9 protein-coding genes are annotated in these 15,925 nt (G+C 70.9%); 4 read left to right on the forward strand and 5 right to left on the reverse strand.

Features of this window, described 5'->3' with window-relative positions; all coding sequences use genetic code 11:
* Window position 1: 1 nt before the first annotated feature.
* From glpK to ABT245_RS07605, 3 genes are all read right to left on the reverse strand, one after another.
* A complete protein-coding gene (gene glpK, locus ABT245_RS07595) occupies window positions 2–1,540 on the reverse strand; it encodes a glycerol kinase GlpK (RefSeq protein ID WP_351729965.1) in 1,539 nt (512 codons plus the stop codon).
* Window positions 1,541–1,623: 83 nt separating this feature from the next.
* Complete coding sequence (locus tag ABT245_RS07600; RefSeq protein ID WP_351729968.1) at window positions 1,624–2,427, reverse strand: MIP/aquaporin family protein; 804 nt, start codon at window positions 2,425–2,427, stop codon at window positions 1,624–1,626.
* Between the two features lie 403 nt (window positions 2,428–2,830).
* The gene (locus tag ABT245_RS07605; protein WP_351729971.1) at window positions 2,831–3,595 is read right to left on the reverse strand and encodes an IclR family transcriptional regulator; all 765 of its coding nucleotides are present in this window, start codon (window positions 3,593–3,595) and stop codon (window positions 2,831–2,833) included.
* Between the two features lie 288 nt (window positions 3,596–3,883).
* On the opposite strand from ABT245_RS07605, the gene metH reads away from it, so the two are divergent.
* The 3 genes from metH to ABT245_RS07620 all read left to right on the forward strand — a co-directional run bounded on the left by metH (window position 3,884) and on the right by ABT245_RS07620 (window position 11,927).
* On the forward strand, window positions 3,884–7,411 hold the full coding sequence (gene metH / locus ABT245_RS07610) for a methionine synthase (RefSeq protein WP_351729974.1): 3,528 nt from the start codon (window positions 3,884–3,886) through the stop codon (window positions 7,409–7,411).
* Between the two features lie 1,786 nt (window positions 7,412–9,197).
* The gene (locus ABT245_RS07615; RefSeq protein ID WP_351729977.1) at window positions 9,198–9,899 is read left to right on the forward strand and encodes an HAD family hydrolase; all 702 of its coding nucleotides are present in this window, start codon (window positions 9,198–9,200) and stop codon (window positions 9,897–9,899) included.
* 423 nt (window positions 9,900–10,322) lie between these two features.
* On the forward strand, window positions 10,323–11,927 hold the full coding sequence (locus tag ABT245_RS07620) for an ABC transporter substrate-binding protein (protein ID WP_351729980.1): 1,605 nt from the start codon (window positions 10,323–10,325) through the stop codon (window positions 11,925–11,927).
* A 204-nt stretch (window positions 11,928–12,131) separates the two neighbouring features.
* Here ABT245_RS07620 and ABT245_RS07625 read toward each other — a convergent pair whose 3' ends face one another.
* Entirely contained in the window at window positions 12,132–12,803 is a 672-nt protein-coding gene (locus ABT245_RS07625) for a response regulator (protein ID WP_351729983.1), read from the reverse strand.
* A 12-nt stretch (window positions 12,804–12,815) separates the two neighbouring features.
* Window positions 12,816–13,844, reverse strand: a complete 1,029-nt coding sequence (locus ABT245_RS07630) for a RecB family exonuclease (RefSeq protein ID WP_351729986.1) — start codon at window positions 13,842–13,844, stop codon at window positions 12,816–12,818.
* Window positions 13,845–14,018: 174 nt separating this feature from the next.
* Between ABT245_RS07630 and ABT245_RS07635 the strand changes: the two genes are divergently transcribed.
* A complete protein-coding gene (locus tag ABT245_RS07635; RefSeq protein ID WP_351729989.1) occupies window positions 14,019–15,815 on the forward strand; it encodes a site-2 protease family protein in 1,797 nt (598 codons plus the stop codon).
* Window positions 15,816–15,925: the final 110 nt, after the last annotated feature.

A 15,925-nucleotide genomic window follows, 5' to 3' on the forward strand; every position in this document is an offset into this window, starting at 1 on the left:
CTTACTCCTCGTGCTCGATCCAGCCCATGGTCCGCTCGACGGCCTTGAGCCAGTTCTTGTATTCACGGTCGCGGGTCTCCGCGTCCATGCGGGGCGTCCACTCGGCGGCCCGGCGCCAGTTGGCGCGCAGGTCGTCGGTGTTGTTCCAGAAGCCGACGGCGAGACCGGCGGCGTAGGCGGCGCCCAGGCAGGTCGTCTCGGCGACCATCGGGCGCACCACCGGGGCGTCCAGGACGTCGGCGAGGGTCTGCATGAGCAGGTTGTTGGCGGTCATGCCGCCGTCGACCTTCAGGGTGGCCAGTTCCACGCCGGAGTCCTTGGTCATGGCGTCCGCGATCTCCCGCGTCTGCCAGGCGGTGGCCTCCAGGACGGCGCGGGCCAGGTGCGCCTTGGTGACGTACCGGGTCAGGCCGGCGATCACACCGCGGGCGTCGGAGCGCCAGTGCGGGGCGAACAGACCGGAGAACGCCGGCACGAAGTAGGCGCCGCCGTTGTCCTCGACCGACAGCGCGAGCGTCTCGATCTCGGCGGCGGTGGAGATCAGGCCCATCTGGTCGCGCATCCACTGCACCAGCGCGCCGGTGACGGCGATCGAGCCCTCCAGGGCGAAGACCGTCGGCTGGTCGCCGATCTTGTAGCCGACCGTGGTCAGCAGGCCGGCGTACGAGTTGATGATCTTGTCACCGGTGTTCATCACCATGAAGGTGCCGGTGCCGTACGTCGACTTGGTCTCGCCCTCGGCGAAACAGGTCTGGCCGAACAGGGCCGCCTGCTGGTCGCCGAGCGCGGAGGCCACCGGGATGCCGCCGAGCAGTTCACCGAGCTTGCCGCCGGTGACCTCGCCGTAGACCTCGGCGGACGAACGGATCTCGGGGAGGATCTGCTGCGGGACACCGATGGACTCGCAGATCTTGGCGTCCCACTGCATGGTGTGCAGGTTCATCAGCAGGGTGCGGGAGGCGTTGGTGACGTCCGTGACGTGGCGGCCGCCGCCCACACCGCCGGTCAGGTTCCAGATGACCCAGGAGTCCATGGTGCCGAAGAGGATGTCGCCGGCTTCGGCTCGCTCGCGCAGCCCGTCGACGTGGTCGAGCAGCCAGCGGGCCTTGGGGCCGGCGAAGTAGGAGGCCAGCGGGAGACCGGTCTCGCGGCGGAAGCGGTCCTGGCCGACGTTGCGCCCGAGTTCCTTGCACAGGGCGTCGGTGCGGGTGTCCTGCCAGACGATGGCGTTGTGGACGGGCCGGCCGGTCTTCCTGTCCCACAGCACGGTGGTCTCGCGCTGGTTGGTGATGCCGATGGCCTTGATGTCGTCGCGGGTGATGCCGGCCTTCTCGACGGCCTTGGCGACGACCTCCTGGACGTTGGTCCAGATCTCGTTCGCGTCGTGCTCGACCCAGCCCGGCTTCGGGAAGATCTGCTCGTGCTCCTTCTGGTCGACGGAGACGATGCGGCCGTCCCGGTCGAAGACGATGCAGCGGCTGGAGGTCGTGCCCTGGTCGATCGCGGCGATGAAGGGCCCTGCCGTGTGGGCGTCGGTCACTGTGTGCTCCTGGAGGTTCCGTGGGGTGAGGGCTTGGCCTGCGAGGCGGCGCCTGCTGTGCGGCTCGGGGAAGCGGGGTGCTTCTAAGCAAATGCGACGTTGTAGATGCCCGCAGCGACGGCACCGCCGATCAGTGGACCGACCACCGGGATCCAGGCGTAGCTCCAGTCGGAGCCGCCCTTGTCGGGCAGGGGCAGCAGGGCGTGCACGATGCGCGGGCCGAGGTCACGTGCCGGGTTGATCGCGTACCCGGTCGGGCCGCCGAGGGACAGGCCGATGGAGACGACCACCAGGGCGGTGATCAGGGCGCCCAGGGTGCCGAGGCCGTTGCCCTGGTCGTTCAGGCCCTGCGTGAGGATGGCGAGGACCAGCACCAGCGTGCCGATGATCTCCGTGGCGAGGTTCTGCACCGCGTGCCGGATCTCCGGACCGGTGGAGAAGACACCGAGGACCGGACCGGCGGCGGGCTCCTCGGCCTCGACGGCCTTGACCCGCGCGGGCGTCGTGTCCTGGGCGCCCGGACCGCCGACGATCTCCCGGTCGGTGAGGTGCGCGTGGAACTGGCCGTAGTACGCCACCCAGACCAGTGTGGCGCCGATCATGGCGCCGAGCAGCTGGCCGCCCCAGTAGACGGGCAGGTTGCCGAAGTCGTCGTCCTTGATCGCGAGCGCGAGCGTCACGGCCGGGTTGAGGTGGGCGCCGGACATGGGCGCCGAGATGTAGACCGCCGTGAGCACCGCGAAACCCCACCCGAAGGCGATGGCGAGCCAGCCGGCGTTGCGGGCCTTGGAAGCCTTCAGCGTGACGGCGGCGCAGACGCCGCCGCCGAGCAGGATGAGTATGGCGGTACCGATGGTCTCGCCGATGAAGATGTCGGAGCTGGACACCCGCGACTCCTTTGTCCTTCGTCCAGGGAAGCCGAACCCCGGGTCACTCCGGGGGTTCTGATGCCCTCGGGGTGAGAGCGATGCCGGCCCTTGGCGTTGTCACACTCTAGCGCGTATTGCCGGTAAGTGTTCGACAATGCCGACCGTTGGACGGGAGTCTTGCTCCGGTGTTACGCAGGAGTCAAGTGTTTCGTTGCGAAACTCCGATCGTTGTTGATCGCCGTTGATCGCTACGGGTGATCGGTTCCGGAAAACGGCGAAGGCCGGCACGCCGACAGGCGAACCGGCCTCGGTCCAAGCGATCGGTAGAACGAAACGATCGGTAGAACGAAACGATCGGTAGAACGAAACGATCGGTCGAAAGAAGCGATCGGCCGAAGCGATCAGTCGAAGGAAACGGGGCTCAGAACCGCCCGGCGCCCAGATCGCGCGACACCGCGCGGGCGCAGTCCCGCACGGCCGCGATCAGCTCGGGGCGCAGCGCGCCGTCCCGGCACAGCCGCTCCACCGCGCCGGTGACACCCACCGCGCCCACCGGCATCCGCCGCCGGTCGTGGATGGGCGCGGCCACCGAGGCCACGCCCTGCCAGGTCTCCTCCACATCGGCCGCGTACCCCCGCGCGCGCGTGATGTCCAGGACCTGTTCGAAGCCCTCCGGGTCGCACACGGTGCGATCGGTGAACGCCGTGCGGTCGGCCTCCAGCGCCTCGCTGTGCGCCACCGGGTCGTACGCCGACAGCACCTTGCCCATCGCCGTGGAGTGCAGCGGCTGCATGGCCCCGATCTCCAGGACCTGCCGGCTGTCGTCCGGCCGGAAGACGTGGTGCACGATCAGCACGCCGTGCTGGTGCAGGACGCCCAGGTAGGCGCTCTCGCCGCTGGAGCGGGCCAGGTCGTCCGTCCATACCAGGGCCCGCGCCCGCAGTTCGTGCACATCCAGGTAGGTGGTGCCGAGGCGCAGCAACTCCGCGCCGAGCTGGTACCGCCCCGAAGGCTCGTCCTGCTCCACGAACCCCTCCTGCTGGAGGGTGCGCAGGATGCCGTGGGCGGTGCCCTTCGCGAGGCCCAGCGAGGAGGCGATGTCCGACAGACCGAGCCGTCGCTCGCCGCCCGCGAGCAGCCGCAGCATCGCGGCCGCCCGTTCGAGCGACTGGATGTTCCGTGTCATCGCCGTACCGCCCTCCGTCCCTTCGGCTGTGCGACCCCGACGGCAACCGCCGCCGCCGTTCGGCAATGTCGAACACTACCGGTCCATGTCGATGTCCCGCTAACGGGTCGGACGCCCTGCGTGACGCCCCCGCCGACGCCGGCGTGACCCATCCGTCCCACCCGTCCGTCCCGTGGACGCCCTGCCCATCCAAGCCCACTCCCGGTTACCCTGGCGCCGTGCGCCTGCTCCGGGCCCGTCCGGAGCGACCGCATAGCCGACAGCCGTCGCACTCCAGGGAGCCCTTACATGGCCTCGTCGCCACCGACCCCTTCCGCCGACAGCCGGACCCGTGTGTCCGCGCTCTGCGAAGCGCTCGCCACCCGTGTGGTGGTCGCCGACGGAGCGATGGGCACCATGCTCCAGGCCCAGGAGCCCACACTCGACGACTTCGAGAACCTTGAGGGCTGCAACGAGATCCTCAATGTGACCCGCCCCGACATCGTCCGCTCGGTCCACGAGGCCTACTTCGCCGTGGGCGTGGACTGCGTCGAGACCAACACCTTCGGGGCCAACCACGCGGCGATGGCCGAGTACGACATCGCCGACCGCGTGTACGAGCTGTCCGAGGCCGGCGCCCGCGTGGCCCGCGAGGTCGCCGACGGATTCACCGCGGGCGACGGCCGACAGCGCTGGGTCCTCGGCTCCATCGGCCCCGGCACCAAACTGCCCACACTCGGCCACGCCGCCTACACCACCCTGCGCGACGCCTACCAGCGCAACGCCGAGGGCCTGGTCGCGGGCGGTGCCGACGCCCTGATGGTGGAGACCACCCAGGACCTGCTGCAGACCAAGGCCGCCGTCCTCGGCGCCCGCCGGGGCCTTGCCGCCCTCGGCCTGGACCTGCCGGTCATCGTGTCCGTCACCGTCGAGACCACCGGCACCATGCTGCTCGGCTCCGAGATCGGCGCGGCCCTGACCGCGCTGGAACCGCTCGGCATCGACATGATCGGCCTGAACTGCGCCACCGGCCCGGCCGAGATGAGCGAGCACCTGCGCTACCTCGCCCGCAACGCCCGTATCCCGCTGTCCTGCATGCCCAACGCGGGCCTGCCGGTCCTCGGCAAGGACGGCGCCGACTACCCGCTGACCGCGCCGGAGCTGGCCGACGCCCAGGAAACCTTCGTCCGCGAATACGGCCTCTCGCTGGTCGGCGGCTGCTGCGGCACCACCCCCGAGCATCTGCGCCAGGTCGTCGAGCGCGTCCAGGGCGTCACCCCGCCCGAGCGCAGCCCGCGACCCGAGCCGGGCGCCGCCTCCCTGTACCAGTCGGTGCCGTTCCGCCAGGACACCTCCTACCTGGCGATCGGGGAGCGGACGAACGCCAACGGCTCGAAGAAGTTCCGCGAGGCCATGCTGGAGGGCCGCTGGGACGACTGCGTCGAGATCGCACGCGAACAGATCCGCGAGGGCGCGCACATGCTCGACCTGTGCGTGGACTACGTCGGCCGCGACGGCGTCGCCGACATGGACGAACTCGCCGGCCGCTTCGCCACCGCGTCCACCCTGCCGATCGTGCTCGACTCCACCGAGGTGGACGTCATCCGGGCCGGCCTGGAGAAGCTGGGCGGCCGCGCGGTCATCAACTCGGTGAACTACGAGGACGGCGACGGCCCGGAATCCCGGTTCGCGAAGGTCACCCAGCTCGCCCGGGAACACGGCGCCGCGCTGATCGCCCTGACCATCGACGAGGAGGGCCAGGCCCGCACGCCCGAGAAGAAGGTCGAGATCGCCGAACGGCTGATCGACGACCTGACCGGGAACTGGGGCATCCGCGAGGACGACATCCTCATCGACACCCTGACCTTCACCATCTGCACCGGCCAGGAGGAGTCCCGCAAGGACGGCATCGCCACCATCGAGGCGATCCGCGAACTCAAGCGCCGTCACCCCGCCGTGCAGACCACGCTGGGCCTGTCGAACATCTCCTTCGGGCTCAACCCGGCCGCCCGCATCCTGCTCAACTCGGTCTTCCTCGACGAGTGCGTGAAGGCCGGCCTGGACTCGGCCATCGTGCACGCCTCCAAGATCCTGCCGATCGCCCGCTTCGACGAGGAGCAGGTGCGCACCGCCCTCGACCTCATCCACGACCGCCGCGAGGAGGGCTACGACCCGCTGCAGAAGCTGATGGCGCTCTTCGAGGGCGCCACCGCGAAGTCGCTGAAGGCGGGCAGGGCCGAGGAACTGGCCGCCCTGCCGCTGGAGGAGCGCCTGAAGCGGCGCATCATCGACGGCGAACGCAACGGCCTGGAGGCCGATCTCGACGAGGCCCTGCGGACCCGCAAGGCCCTCGACATCGTCAACGACACCCTCCTCGACGGCATGAAGGTGGTCGGCGAGCTGTTCGGCTCCGGCCAGATGCAGCTGCCGTTCGTCCTGCAGTCCGCCGAGGTGATGAAGACGGCGGTGGCCCACCTCGAACCGCACATGGAGAAGGTGACCGACGGCCAGGGAGAGGTGGGCAAGGGCACGATCGTGCTCGCCACCGTGCGCGGCGACGTGCACGACATCGGCAAGAACCTCGTCGACATCATCCTGTCCAACAACGGCTACAACGTCGTCAACCTCGGCATCAAACAGCCGGTCTCGGCCATCCTTGAGGCGGCCGAGGAGCACCGCGCGGACGTCATCGGCATGTCCGGACTGCTGGTCAAATCCACGGTGATCATGAAGGAGAACCTGGAGGAACTGAACCAGCGGGGCCTCGCGGCGACCTACCCGGTGATCCTCGGCGGCGCGGCCCTGACCCGTGCCTACGTCGAACAGGACCTGCACGGGCTGTACGAGGGCGAGGTCCGCTACGCCCGCGACGCGTTCGAGGGCCTGCGCCTGATGGACGCGCTCATCGGGGTGAAGCGGGGCCTGCCCGGGGCGAAGCTGCCGGAGCTGAGGCAGCGCCGGGTGCGCCCGGTGGCGGCCGTCGAGACCGAGGAACGGCCGGAGGAGGGCCACGTACGCTCGGACGTCGCCACCGACAACCCCGTGCCCACGCCGCCGTTCTGGGACACCCGCGTCATCAAGGGCATCCAGCTCAAGGAGTACGCGAGCTGGCTTGACGAGGGCGCGCTGTTCAAGGGGCAGTGGGGGCTGAAGCAGGCCCGCACCGGCGACGGGCCCAGCTACGAGGAACTCGTCGAGACCGAGGGCAGGCCGCGGCTGCGCGGGCTGCTGGACCGGCTCCAGAGGGACAACCTCCTCGAAGCCGCCGTCGTCTACGGGTACTTCCCCTGCGTGTCCAAGGACGACGACCTGATCATCCTGGACGACCGGGGCAACGAGCGCACCCGGTTCACCTTCCCGCGCCAGCGCCGCGGCCGCCGGCTGTGTCTGGCCGACTTCTTCCGCCCGGAGGAGTCGGGCGAGACCGATGTGGTCGGCCTCCAGGTCGTCACCGTCGGCTCGCGGATCGGCGAGGAGACGGCGCGGCTCTTCGCGTCCGACTCCTACCGGGAGTACCTCGAACTGCACGGTCTGTCCGTGCAGTTGGCGGAGGCGCTGGCCGAGTACTGGCACGCCAGGGTCCGCTCCGAACTGGGCTTCGCCGGTGAGGACCCGGCGGACATGGAGGACATGTTCGCCCTGAAGTACCGGGGCGCCCGCTTCTCCCTCGGCTACGGCGCCTGTCCCGACCTGGAGGACCGGACCAAGATCGCCGAACTCCTCCGCCCTGAGCGCATCGGCGTCCGCCTCTCGGAGGAGTTCCAGCTCCACCCCGAACAGTCCACGGACGCCATCGTCATCCACCACCCAGAAGCCAAGTACTTCAACGCCCGCTAGCTGTATTGATCACGAGCCCACGGCTTCCCGCGCGGGGCGGCTTCTCGCGCGGGGCGCGCGCAGACCGGGACCTCGCGCGCGGTGCCGCCGGGCGGGGTCCAGGTGGCGTCGGTGACCGAGGTCCCGTGGCGTGGGTCGAAGAAGCAGGGCGGGCGGCGGGCCGGCAGCGGGCGGTCCTCGCGTCGGGCGGACAGTTGCGCCAGCGAGAAGCGGCCGTCCTCCAGGGTCTGGGCGGCTTCCCGCGTGGGGCGGCTTCCCGCGTGGGGCGGCTTCTCGCGCGGGGCGGCCGCTCGCGCGGGGCGCCTGGACCCGGCCCGGCCCCGGGCCTCTCGGAGGCGTCGCGCATCCGGCGGGCTCCCGGGCCCTCGGGGACAACATGTGTCGGACCGGTCCCGGCACCCCGGAGGCGTTCACGCGCCCCCGGGTGCCAGGCGTGTGTACGCCCGGGGCATGACCCACCGGGCCGTCCGTGTGCGTCCGATTGGCGACGGTGTGTGTCTGGTCGGCGGGCGCGGGGTCTGACCTCGTCCCCATGTCGAGGCCGCGCACCTGTCCGCGACACCGCCCGCCGCCCCCACAGGGCGCGGGCGCTCCCCAGCCACCGCGCCCGCGCCTGCCTCCTGCCTGCGTCTGCGGGGCGCTGTGCCCGCGGCCGAGGGCGTCCAGCCCGGTTCCGGCCCTGTCGGAGACATCCGCGTGCGTCCGGGCCCGGCCCACGGTTCTCGGAGGCATCCCCCGCGTCGGGCCAGGCGCGGGGCACTCGGGGGCGTCCGTGTGTTTCCGTGTTTCCGGTCGATGCCGGTGCGTGTCTGTTCGGCGGGCGCGGGGCTTTGTCCGCGCGTGCCAGGGCCTGGCGTCCTTCCGCGGGCGCGGCGCGCTGGGCCCGCAGGGCGCGCCCTCTGCCCAGCCACGCTCCACGCATGCCCAGCCACGCTCCACGCATGCCCAGCCACGCTCCACGCATGCCCAGCCACGCTCCACGCATGCCCAGCCACGCCCCGCGCCTGCCCACCATGCCCGCGCCCGGTGCCCGCGCCTGCCCTCGACCGCTGTGCCTTGCCCGCCCGCTGTGCTCACGTGGGCCCGCTGTGCCTGCGTCCGCGCGTATCCGGGCCTGACCCCCGGGCCCCTCGGCGGCGTTCGCGCGCGTCGCACTCGGCCCTGGGTCTCGGGTTTCCGCATTCGTATGGCCGTGCCGGACCCTCGGGGCGTCCGCGTGCGTCCGCTTGGGGACGTAAGCGGCCGGTCGGCGGGCGCCGGGGTCGCGTTCGCGTGTGTGTCAGGCCCCAGGTCCGTCCGAGGAGGTGGCGCGACGGGCCCGCAGGGCGCGCCAGGGACTCCAACCACGGCGCCCACGCCCGCCGCCTTGCGCACGCCCGGCCACCACGCCGGTCAGCAGCGGCTGTGCCCGCGTCGGCCCGCGCACCTGCGCCTGGCCCTCGTGCCCACGCACCGTGCCCGCCCCCGTTGGCCCGCGCTCACCCGCTGCGTCCACGCCCGCCGCGCCCGCGCCTCGCCCGCCGCGCCCGCGTGCGCCCTGCTCGTGGGGGCCTGCCCTGCGCGGGGGCGTCGTCGGTCGTCGTGGGCAGCGGGGACGGGTTGCGTGGGTTCTGGCTGGTCAGGGGGCGTTCGGGGTGGGTGGGGGGTTACCCGCGGTATCGGGTATGGGGTGGTCGCGGGTTGTGGGGAGCGGTTCGGTCGGTGGGGACGTACACTGGTCGGTCCACCGCAGGCCGGTTCCCCGCATGGGAACCGGCCTGATCGTCCCTCAAGGAGGTGCGCCAGGATGACCGCTACGGTCCCCGCGCTCGGAACCCGTTCGGCGGAAGGCTCGGCCCTGCAGGCCGTCCTCCTGGACATGGACGGCACTCTGGTGGACACCGAAGGCTTCTGGTGGGACGTCGAGGTCGAGGTCTTCGCCGCCCTCGGCCACACCCTCGACCAGTCCTGGCGCCATGTCGTCGTCGGCGGCCCGATGACCCGCAGCGCCGGCTTCCTGATCGAGGCCACCGGCGCCGACATCACCCTCGCCGAGCTGTCGGTCCTGCTCAACGACGGGTTCGAGGACCGCATCGGCCGCACCCTGCCGCTGATGCCCGGCGCCATCCGGCTGCTCGCCGAGCTGTACGAGCAGGAGATCCCCACGGCCCTGGTCTCCGCCTCCCACCGCCGCATCATCGACCGCGTCATGGTCTCCCTCGGCCCCCAGCACTTCGGCCTGTCCATCGCCGGCGACGAGGTCACCCGCACCAAGCCGTACCCCGACCCGTATCTGCTCGCCGCGGCCGGCCTCGGCGTGGACCCGGCCAGATGCGCGGTCGTCGAGGACACCGCGACCGGCGTCGCGGCGGCCGAGGCCGCCGGCTGCCGGGTGGTCGCCGTACCGTCCGTCGCCCCCATCCCGCCGACCGCCCGACGCACCGTCGTCGGCTCCCTCGAAGAGGTCGACCTGGCCTTTCTGCGCGGCCTGATGACGGATATGCGCTAGCCGTTCACCCAGCGCGCAAAGCCCATCGGGCCGGAATCCGCCGCCGTACACCACGGCGAATGCAAAGTCGGCCGACTGGCTGAATTCCGCTTATGATCGGCCGACTTCAGAGTGTGAGGTTTGCCACTTTCCCGAGGGTCGACAACGGCCGGGACCTGTGCCAGCCCTCCCCGCCCGGGCAACCTCCGCGCGACCATGTGTCCCGATTGATGGGACGCTGCACTAATCCTGCTGCTGTCGGGTTTTCGGTGCGTCCACGCCCGGTTTCACTGCGTGATGGAGGATCAACTCCCGCGACCGTGAAGCGCCGTGCGGGCGCGGACTAATCTCGTCGCGAGAACATCACCCTTACCCCCGTGATCGGCCGCAACACCCCCTGCATGCCGGGAACACGGACTCGAACAGCCCTGGAGAAATTCGAGCATGAACCGCAAGACTTTGGTGCTGCCGGCCATGGCGGGCCTGCTCGCGCCGGTGCTCGCCGCATGCGGTGGTTCCGACAGCGGGAGTGATGGCGGCGGCGCGATCGTCGTCGGCACCACCGACCGGTTCACCGCCACCAAGGACGCCCCGGCCCCCCTCGACCCCGCCTACGCGTACGACGTCGGCTCCTGGAACGTGCTGCGCCAGACCGTCCAGACCCTGATGACACAGCCCAAGGGCGACGGTGACCCGGTGCCCGAGGCCGCCGAGAGCTGCGGCTTCACCGACAGCGGCAACGAGCGCTACGCCTGCAAGCTGCGCGACGGGCTGAAGTTCGCCAACGGCGACGACGTCACCGCCGAGGACGTCAAGTACTCGATCGAGCGGGCGCTGCGCATCAAGGCGGACAGCGGTGTGTTCGCCCTGCTCTCCACCATCGACACCATCGAAACCCAGGGCGACCGTGAGGTGATCTTCCACCTCAAGACCGCGGACGCCACCTTCCCGTACAAGCTGTCCACCCCGGTCGCGGGCATCGTCAACTCCAAGGACTACGCCAAGGACAAGCTGCGCGACGGCTTCGACGTGGACGGCTCCGGCCCCTACTCGATGAAGGCCAACGTCAAGGACAACGCGATCGTCTCGGCCACCTTCACCAAGAACCCCTACTACAAGGGGAGTCTGAAGGTGAACAACGACAAGGTCGAGATGCGCTCGTTCAGCGACGCGGACGCGATGGGCGTCTCCCTCGAAAAGGGCGACATCGACGTCATGACCCGCGCCATGACGCCCGCGCAGATCCGCAAGCTCGACGCCGGAAACAACGAGCACATCAGCCTCGTCGAGATGGCCGGCCTGGAGATCCGCTACCTCGGCTTCAACACCAACGCGCCGACCGTCAAGGACCAGGCCGTCCGCCAGGCGATGGCCAAGGTCATCAACCGCGCCGAACTCGTCTCCAAGGTGTACGGCTCCCAGGCCGAGCCGCTCTACTCGATGGTCCCGGCCGGCATCACCGGGCACTCCAACTCGTTCTTCAACAAGTACGGCGAGCCCGACGTCGACCAGGCCAAGCAACTGCTCGACAAGGCCGGCATCACCGCCCCCGTGAAGCTGACCCTGCACTACACGACCGACCACTACGGCGCGGCCACCAAGCAGGAGTTCGAGGTCCTGCAGAAGCAGCTCAACGACAGCGGTCTGTTCGACGTCAGCATCAAGGGCTGGCCCTGGTCCGTCTACCAGACCGACGAGCGCAAGGGCAAGTACGACGTCTACGGCATGGGTTGGTTCCCCGACTTCCCCGACCCCGACAGCTACCTGGCGCCGTTCCTCGACAAGGACAACTTCCTCGCCTCGCCGTACGCCAACTCAGAGATCATCAACACCCTGATCCCGGAGTCCCGGCGCGAGGCCGACCGGCTCGGCGCCGCCAAGACCCTCACCCGCATCCAGGACACCGTCGCCGATGACGTCCCCTACCTGCCGCTGTGGCAGGGCAAGCAGTACGTCGCCGCGCGGGACGACATCACGGGCGCCGCGTACGCCATCAACTCGGCCTCCTCGCTCCAGCTGTGGGAGCTGGGCCGCGGCGTGAGCGGCTGACACCCACCCCGCCCGCCCGGGGCCCGGCACCGCCGGGCCCCGAACCCACAAGAGCCCCGGGGGCGCCCTTCCACGGAAAAGGCGCCCCCGGGCTCTCGTATCTCGCGTACGGCCGGCGGACCTCCCTGAAGGACATCCCCAGCGGGTATCCCCAGGGGACGTCCCCAGGGGCGCTCCGGTACGCCGTACGTCACGCCCGTACCGTCACTGCGCGCCGGGCCGCACCAACCCGCTCTCGTACGCGTACACCGCAGCCTGCACCCGGTCCCGCAGGCCCAGCTTGGTCAGCACATGCCCGACGTGTGTCTTCACCGTGGTCTCGCTGACGAACAGGTCCGCCGCGATCTCGGCGTTCGACAGACCGCGCGCCACCAGCTTCAACACCTCCACCTCACGCTCGGTGAGCGTGTGCAGCGTGTCCGGCACCGGTTCCTCACCGGAGGGCAGATGCGTCGCGTACTTGTCCAGCAGCCGACGTGTGATGCTCGGCGCCAGCATCGCCTCACCGTCGGCCACCACCCGGATCGCCTGGACGAGTTCATTGGCGGGCGCGTCCTTCAACAGGAAGCCGCTCGCCCCGGCCCGCAACGCCTCCACCACATACTCGTCGAGATCGAACGTGGTCAGCACCAGCACCTTCGCCGGGCCGTCACGTCCCGGACCGGAGATCTGCCGGGTCGCCTCCACCCCGTCCATCCGCGGCATGCGGATATCCATCAACACCACATCCGGCTGCAGAGCACGCACCTGGTCGAGGGCCTGGAGGCCGTCTCCGGCCTCGCCCACGACCGCGATGTCCTGCTCCGCCTCCAGGATCATCCGGAACCCGGTGCGCAGCAGCGGCTGGTCGTCGACCAGTAGGACGCGGATGGCCATAAGTCTCCTTAGCTAGCCCGGCCCCATTCTGCCCTGCGGGACGCCCGCGGACTCGGCCGCCCTCACCGGCAGCGGATAGGGCGGGGGAGTGCCGCCGAACTCCGGGCAGTGCGCCTGGTGGTCGCACCAGCCGCACAGCCGGGTCGGCCGCGGACGCCAGTCACCCGTCTCGGTGGCCTGCCGGATCGCCTCCCACAGCGCCAGCAGCTTGCGCTCCACCCGTTCGAGATCGGCGAGCACGGGGTCGTACGTCAGCACATCGCCGCTGCCCAGGTAGACGAGCTGGAGCCGGCGCGGCACCACCTGCTTCAGCCGCCATACCACCAGGGCGTAGAACTTCATCTGGAACAGCGCGCCCTCCGCGTACTGCGGTCTCGGCGCCTTGCCCGTCTTGTAGTCGACGATCCGCACCTCGCCGGTGGGGGCCACATCGACCCGGTCGATGATTCCGCGCAGCCGCAGCCCCGACTCCAGCTCCGCCTCGACGAACATCTCCCGCTCGGCCGGTTCCAGCCGGCTCGGATCCTCCAGCGTGAACCAGCGCTCCACCAACTGCTCAGCCTCGCCGAGCCAGCGCGCGAGCCGTTCGCCCCGCGGGTCGTCCGCGAACAACTCCACGACCTCGGGCCTCGTCTCCCGCAGCCGGTCCCACTGGCCGGGGATCAGTGACTTGGCGCGGGGCGCGGTCCGCTCCGCCGCGGGCGCGTCGAAGAGCCGCTCCAGCACCGCGTGCACCAGGGTGCCCCGGGTCGCCGCCTCGCTGGGCTTCTCCGGGAGCCGGTCGATCACCCGGAACCGGTACAGCAGTGGGCACTGCATGAAGTCGCCGGCCCGTGAGGGGGACAGCGAGGCGGGCGGCGCGGCGACGGCCCCGCCGGTCACGGCGGCACCGGCTGCACCGCCTGCACCCGCCTCGGCCGGGCCGGGCGGGCGGCCCGATGAGCCGTCCGCCGCCCTCTGTACCGCTGTCCCCGCGACCGGGTCCACCTCGCCGCCGTCCCCGTGACCGGCCTCCGTGGCACCCTCGATGCTGCTGTCCATGAGCACAGACCATACGTGCCGCCACTGACAGTGACCCGGCCGCGCCGCCCGCCCGTCGTCTGCGGGGCGAACACCGGGGGTGCCGGGGCGTAACGCACGCCGACGGCCGCATACCATCGACCACAGACCCTTCCGCCCGGCAGGCGCGGAAGACGCTTCTAACGAGGGGACACCGTGGACGTGAGCGGCGGGAGCGGGCAGCCGCGGTCCGGCAACGACGAGCCGACCGAGCGCCCCGCAGGTCCTACGGCCCCGAACACCGACACCGACACCGGCGAAGGCAACGGCAACGGCACCGACGACAGCGCCGCGCCCACCGAGCCCACCAGCACCACCGAGCCCATCAGCACCGCAGAGCCCACCGGCACCACCGAGCCCATCGGCACCAAGACCAACGAGCCTTCCAACACGAGCGGCACCACCGAGCCCATCGGCACCAAGACCAACGAGCCTTCCAACACGAGCGGCACCACCGAGCCCATCGGCACCAAGGCCAACGAGCCTTGCAACACGAGCGGCACCACCGAGCCCACCTCCACCGGACCGACCGAACCCGCGTCCGACGCGGACACCGCGGCCGGGCCCCACCCCGAACGCGCATCCGAACCCGGACACGACCCCGCCGCCACGACCGGCCACGGCCCGTCGCACGACCCGGCCGCGCACCCCTCCCCGACCCCGCCCGAAAACCAGCACGCCACCCGGGCCACGCCCCCGCACCCCGCACCCGGCGGGCGACCTGACGACGACGGCGAGCCGCGCGCTCACGCCGACTCCGGCGCAGGCAAGGGACTCGGACAGCCGCCCGAGCGCCCCAAGGGGCCCGGCGGCGGGCTGCTCATGGGACGGCCCTTCGGCGTGCCCGTGTACGTGGCGCCCAGCTGGTTCCTCGTCGCCGCGCTGATCACCTGGGTGTTCGGCGGCCAGCTCGACCGGGTGCTGCCGGAGCTGGGCGCCGCCCGCTACCTGGTCTCCCTCTTCTTCGCGGTCGCCTTCTACGCCTCCGTCCTCGTCCACGAACTCGCCCACACCGTCGCCGCCGTCCGCTTCAAACTCCCGGTCCGCCGTATCCAGCTCCAGTTCTTCGGTGGCGTCTCCGAGATCGAGAAGGAGGCCGAAACCCCCGGACGCGAGTTCGTCCTCGCCTTCGTCGGACCGCTGCTCTCGCTCGTCCTCGCCGGCCTGTTCTACCTGGCCATGCAGCCCGTCGAGCCCGGCACCGTCCCCGGCGTCCTGCTGGCCGGACTGATGATCTCCAACCTCATCGTCGCCGCGTTCAACCTGCTGCCCGGCCTCCCCCTCGACGGCGGCCGGATGCTCCGCGCCGTCATCTGGAAGATCACCGGCAGGCCCATGAGCGGCACCGTGGCCGCCGCCTGGGTCGGCCGCGCCCTCGCCATCTCCGTCCTGATCGGCCTCCCGTTGCTCAACCAGTCTGGTGCCCTCGGCTCCGACGCCCAGGACATCAGCGGCATGGACACCGTCACCGACGCCCTGCTCGCCGCCATCCTCGCCGCGATCATCTGGACCGGCGCCGGCAACAGCCTGCGCATGGCCCGGCTGCGCGAGCACCTACCGGAGCTGCGGGCCCGCACCCTGACCCGGCGAGCCGTCCCCGTGGAGACCGACACCCCGCTGTCCGAGGCACTGCGCCGCGCCAACGCCGCAGGCGCCCGCGCCCTCGTCGTCGTCGACGCCGACGGCCACCCGCTCTCCCTGGTCCGTGAGGCCGCCATCGTCGGCGTACCCGAGCACCGCCGCCCCTGGGTGGCCGTCAGCGGTCTCGCCCAGGAACTCACCGACGGTATGCGCGTCTCCGCCGAACTGGCGGGCGAGGACCTCCTCGACGTCCTACGGGCCACCCCGGCCACCGAGTACCTGGTGGTGGAGGAAACCGGAGAGATCTACGGCGTCCTGTCGGCAGCGGACGTGGAGCGAGCCTTCGTCAAGGCGATGGCACGGCCCGCCTGAACCGCCCCAAGGCCATGGCGTGGCCCGGCCGGGAGCGCGCCGCATGGGGGGCGCGGGAAACGACGCGCTCAGCCACGACGCACCGGCACCGGGTCACGAAGCAGCACCCC

Origin of the sequence: Streptomyces sp. NPDC001508 (assembly GCF_040298665.1) — a bacterium.
In the GTDB taxonomy this organism is placed as follows: Bacteria; Actinomycetota; Actinomycetes; order Streptomycetales; family Streptomycetaceae; genus Streptomyces.

What these genes read in the sequence shown, in the direction of transcription:
- ABT245_RS07605 (WP_351729971.1), bottom strand. Translation starts at nt 3,595, where the DNA reads ATGACACGGAACATCCAGTCGCTCGAACGGGCGGCCGCGATGCTGCGG.
- metH (WP_351729974.1), top strand. Translation starts at nt 3,884, where the DNA reads ATGGCCTCGTCGCCACCGACCCCTTCCGCCGACAGCCGGACCCGTGTG.
- ABT245_RS07615 (WP_351729977.1), top strand. Translation starts at nt 9,198, where the DNA reads ATGACCGCTACGGTCCCCGCGCTCGGAACCCGTTCGGCGGAAGGCTCG.
- ABT245_RS07620 (WP_351729980.1), top strand. Translation starts at nt 10,323, where the DNA reads ATGAACCGCAAGACTTTGGTGCTGCCGGCCATGGCGGGCCTGCTCGCG.
- ABT245_RS07625 (WP_351729983.1), bottom strand. Translation starts at nt 12,803, where the DNA reads ATGGCCATCCGCGTCCTACTGGTCGACGACCAGCCGCTGCTGCGCACC.
- ABT245_RS07630 (WP_351729986.1), bottom strand. Translation starts at nt 13,844, where the DNA reads ATGGACAGCAGCATCGAGGGTGCCACGGAGGCCGGTCACGGGGACGGC.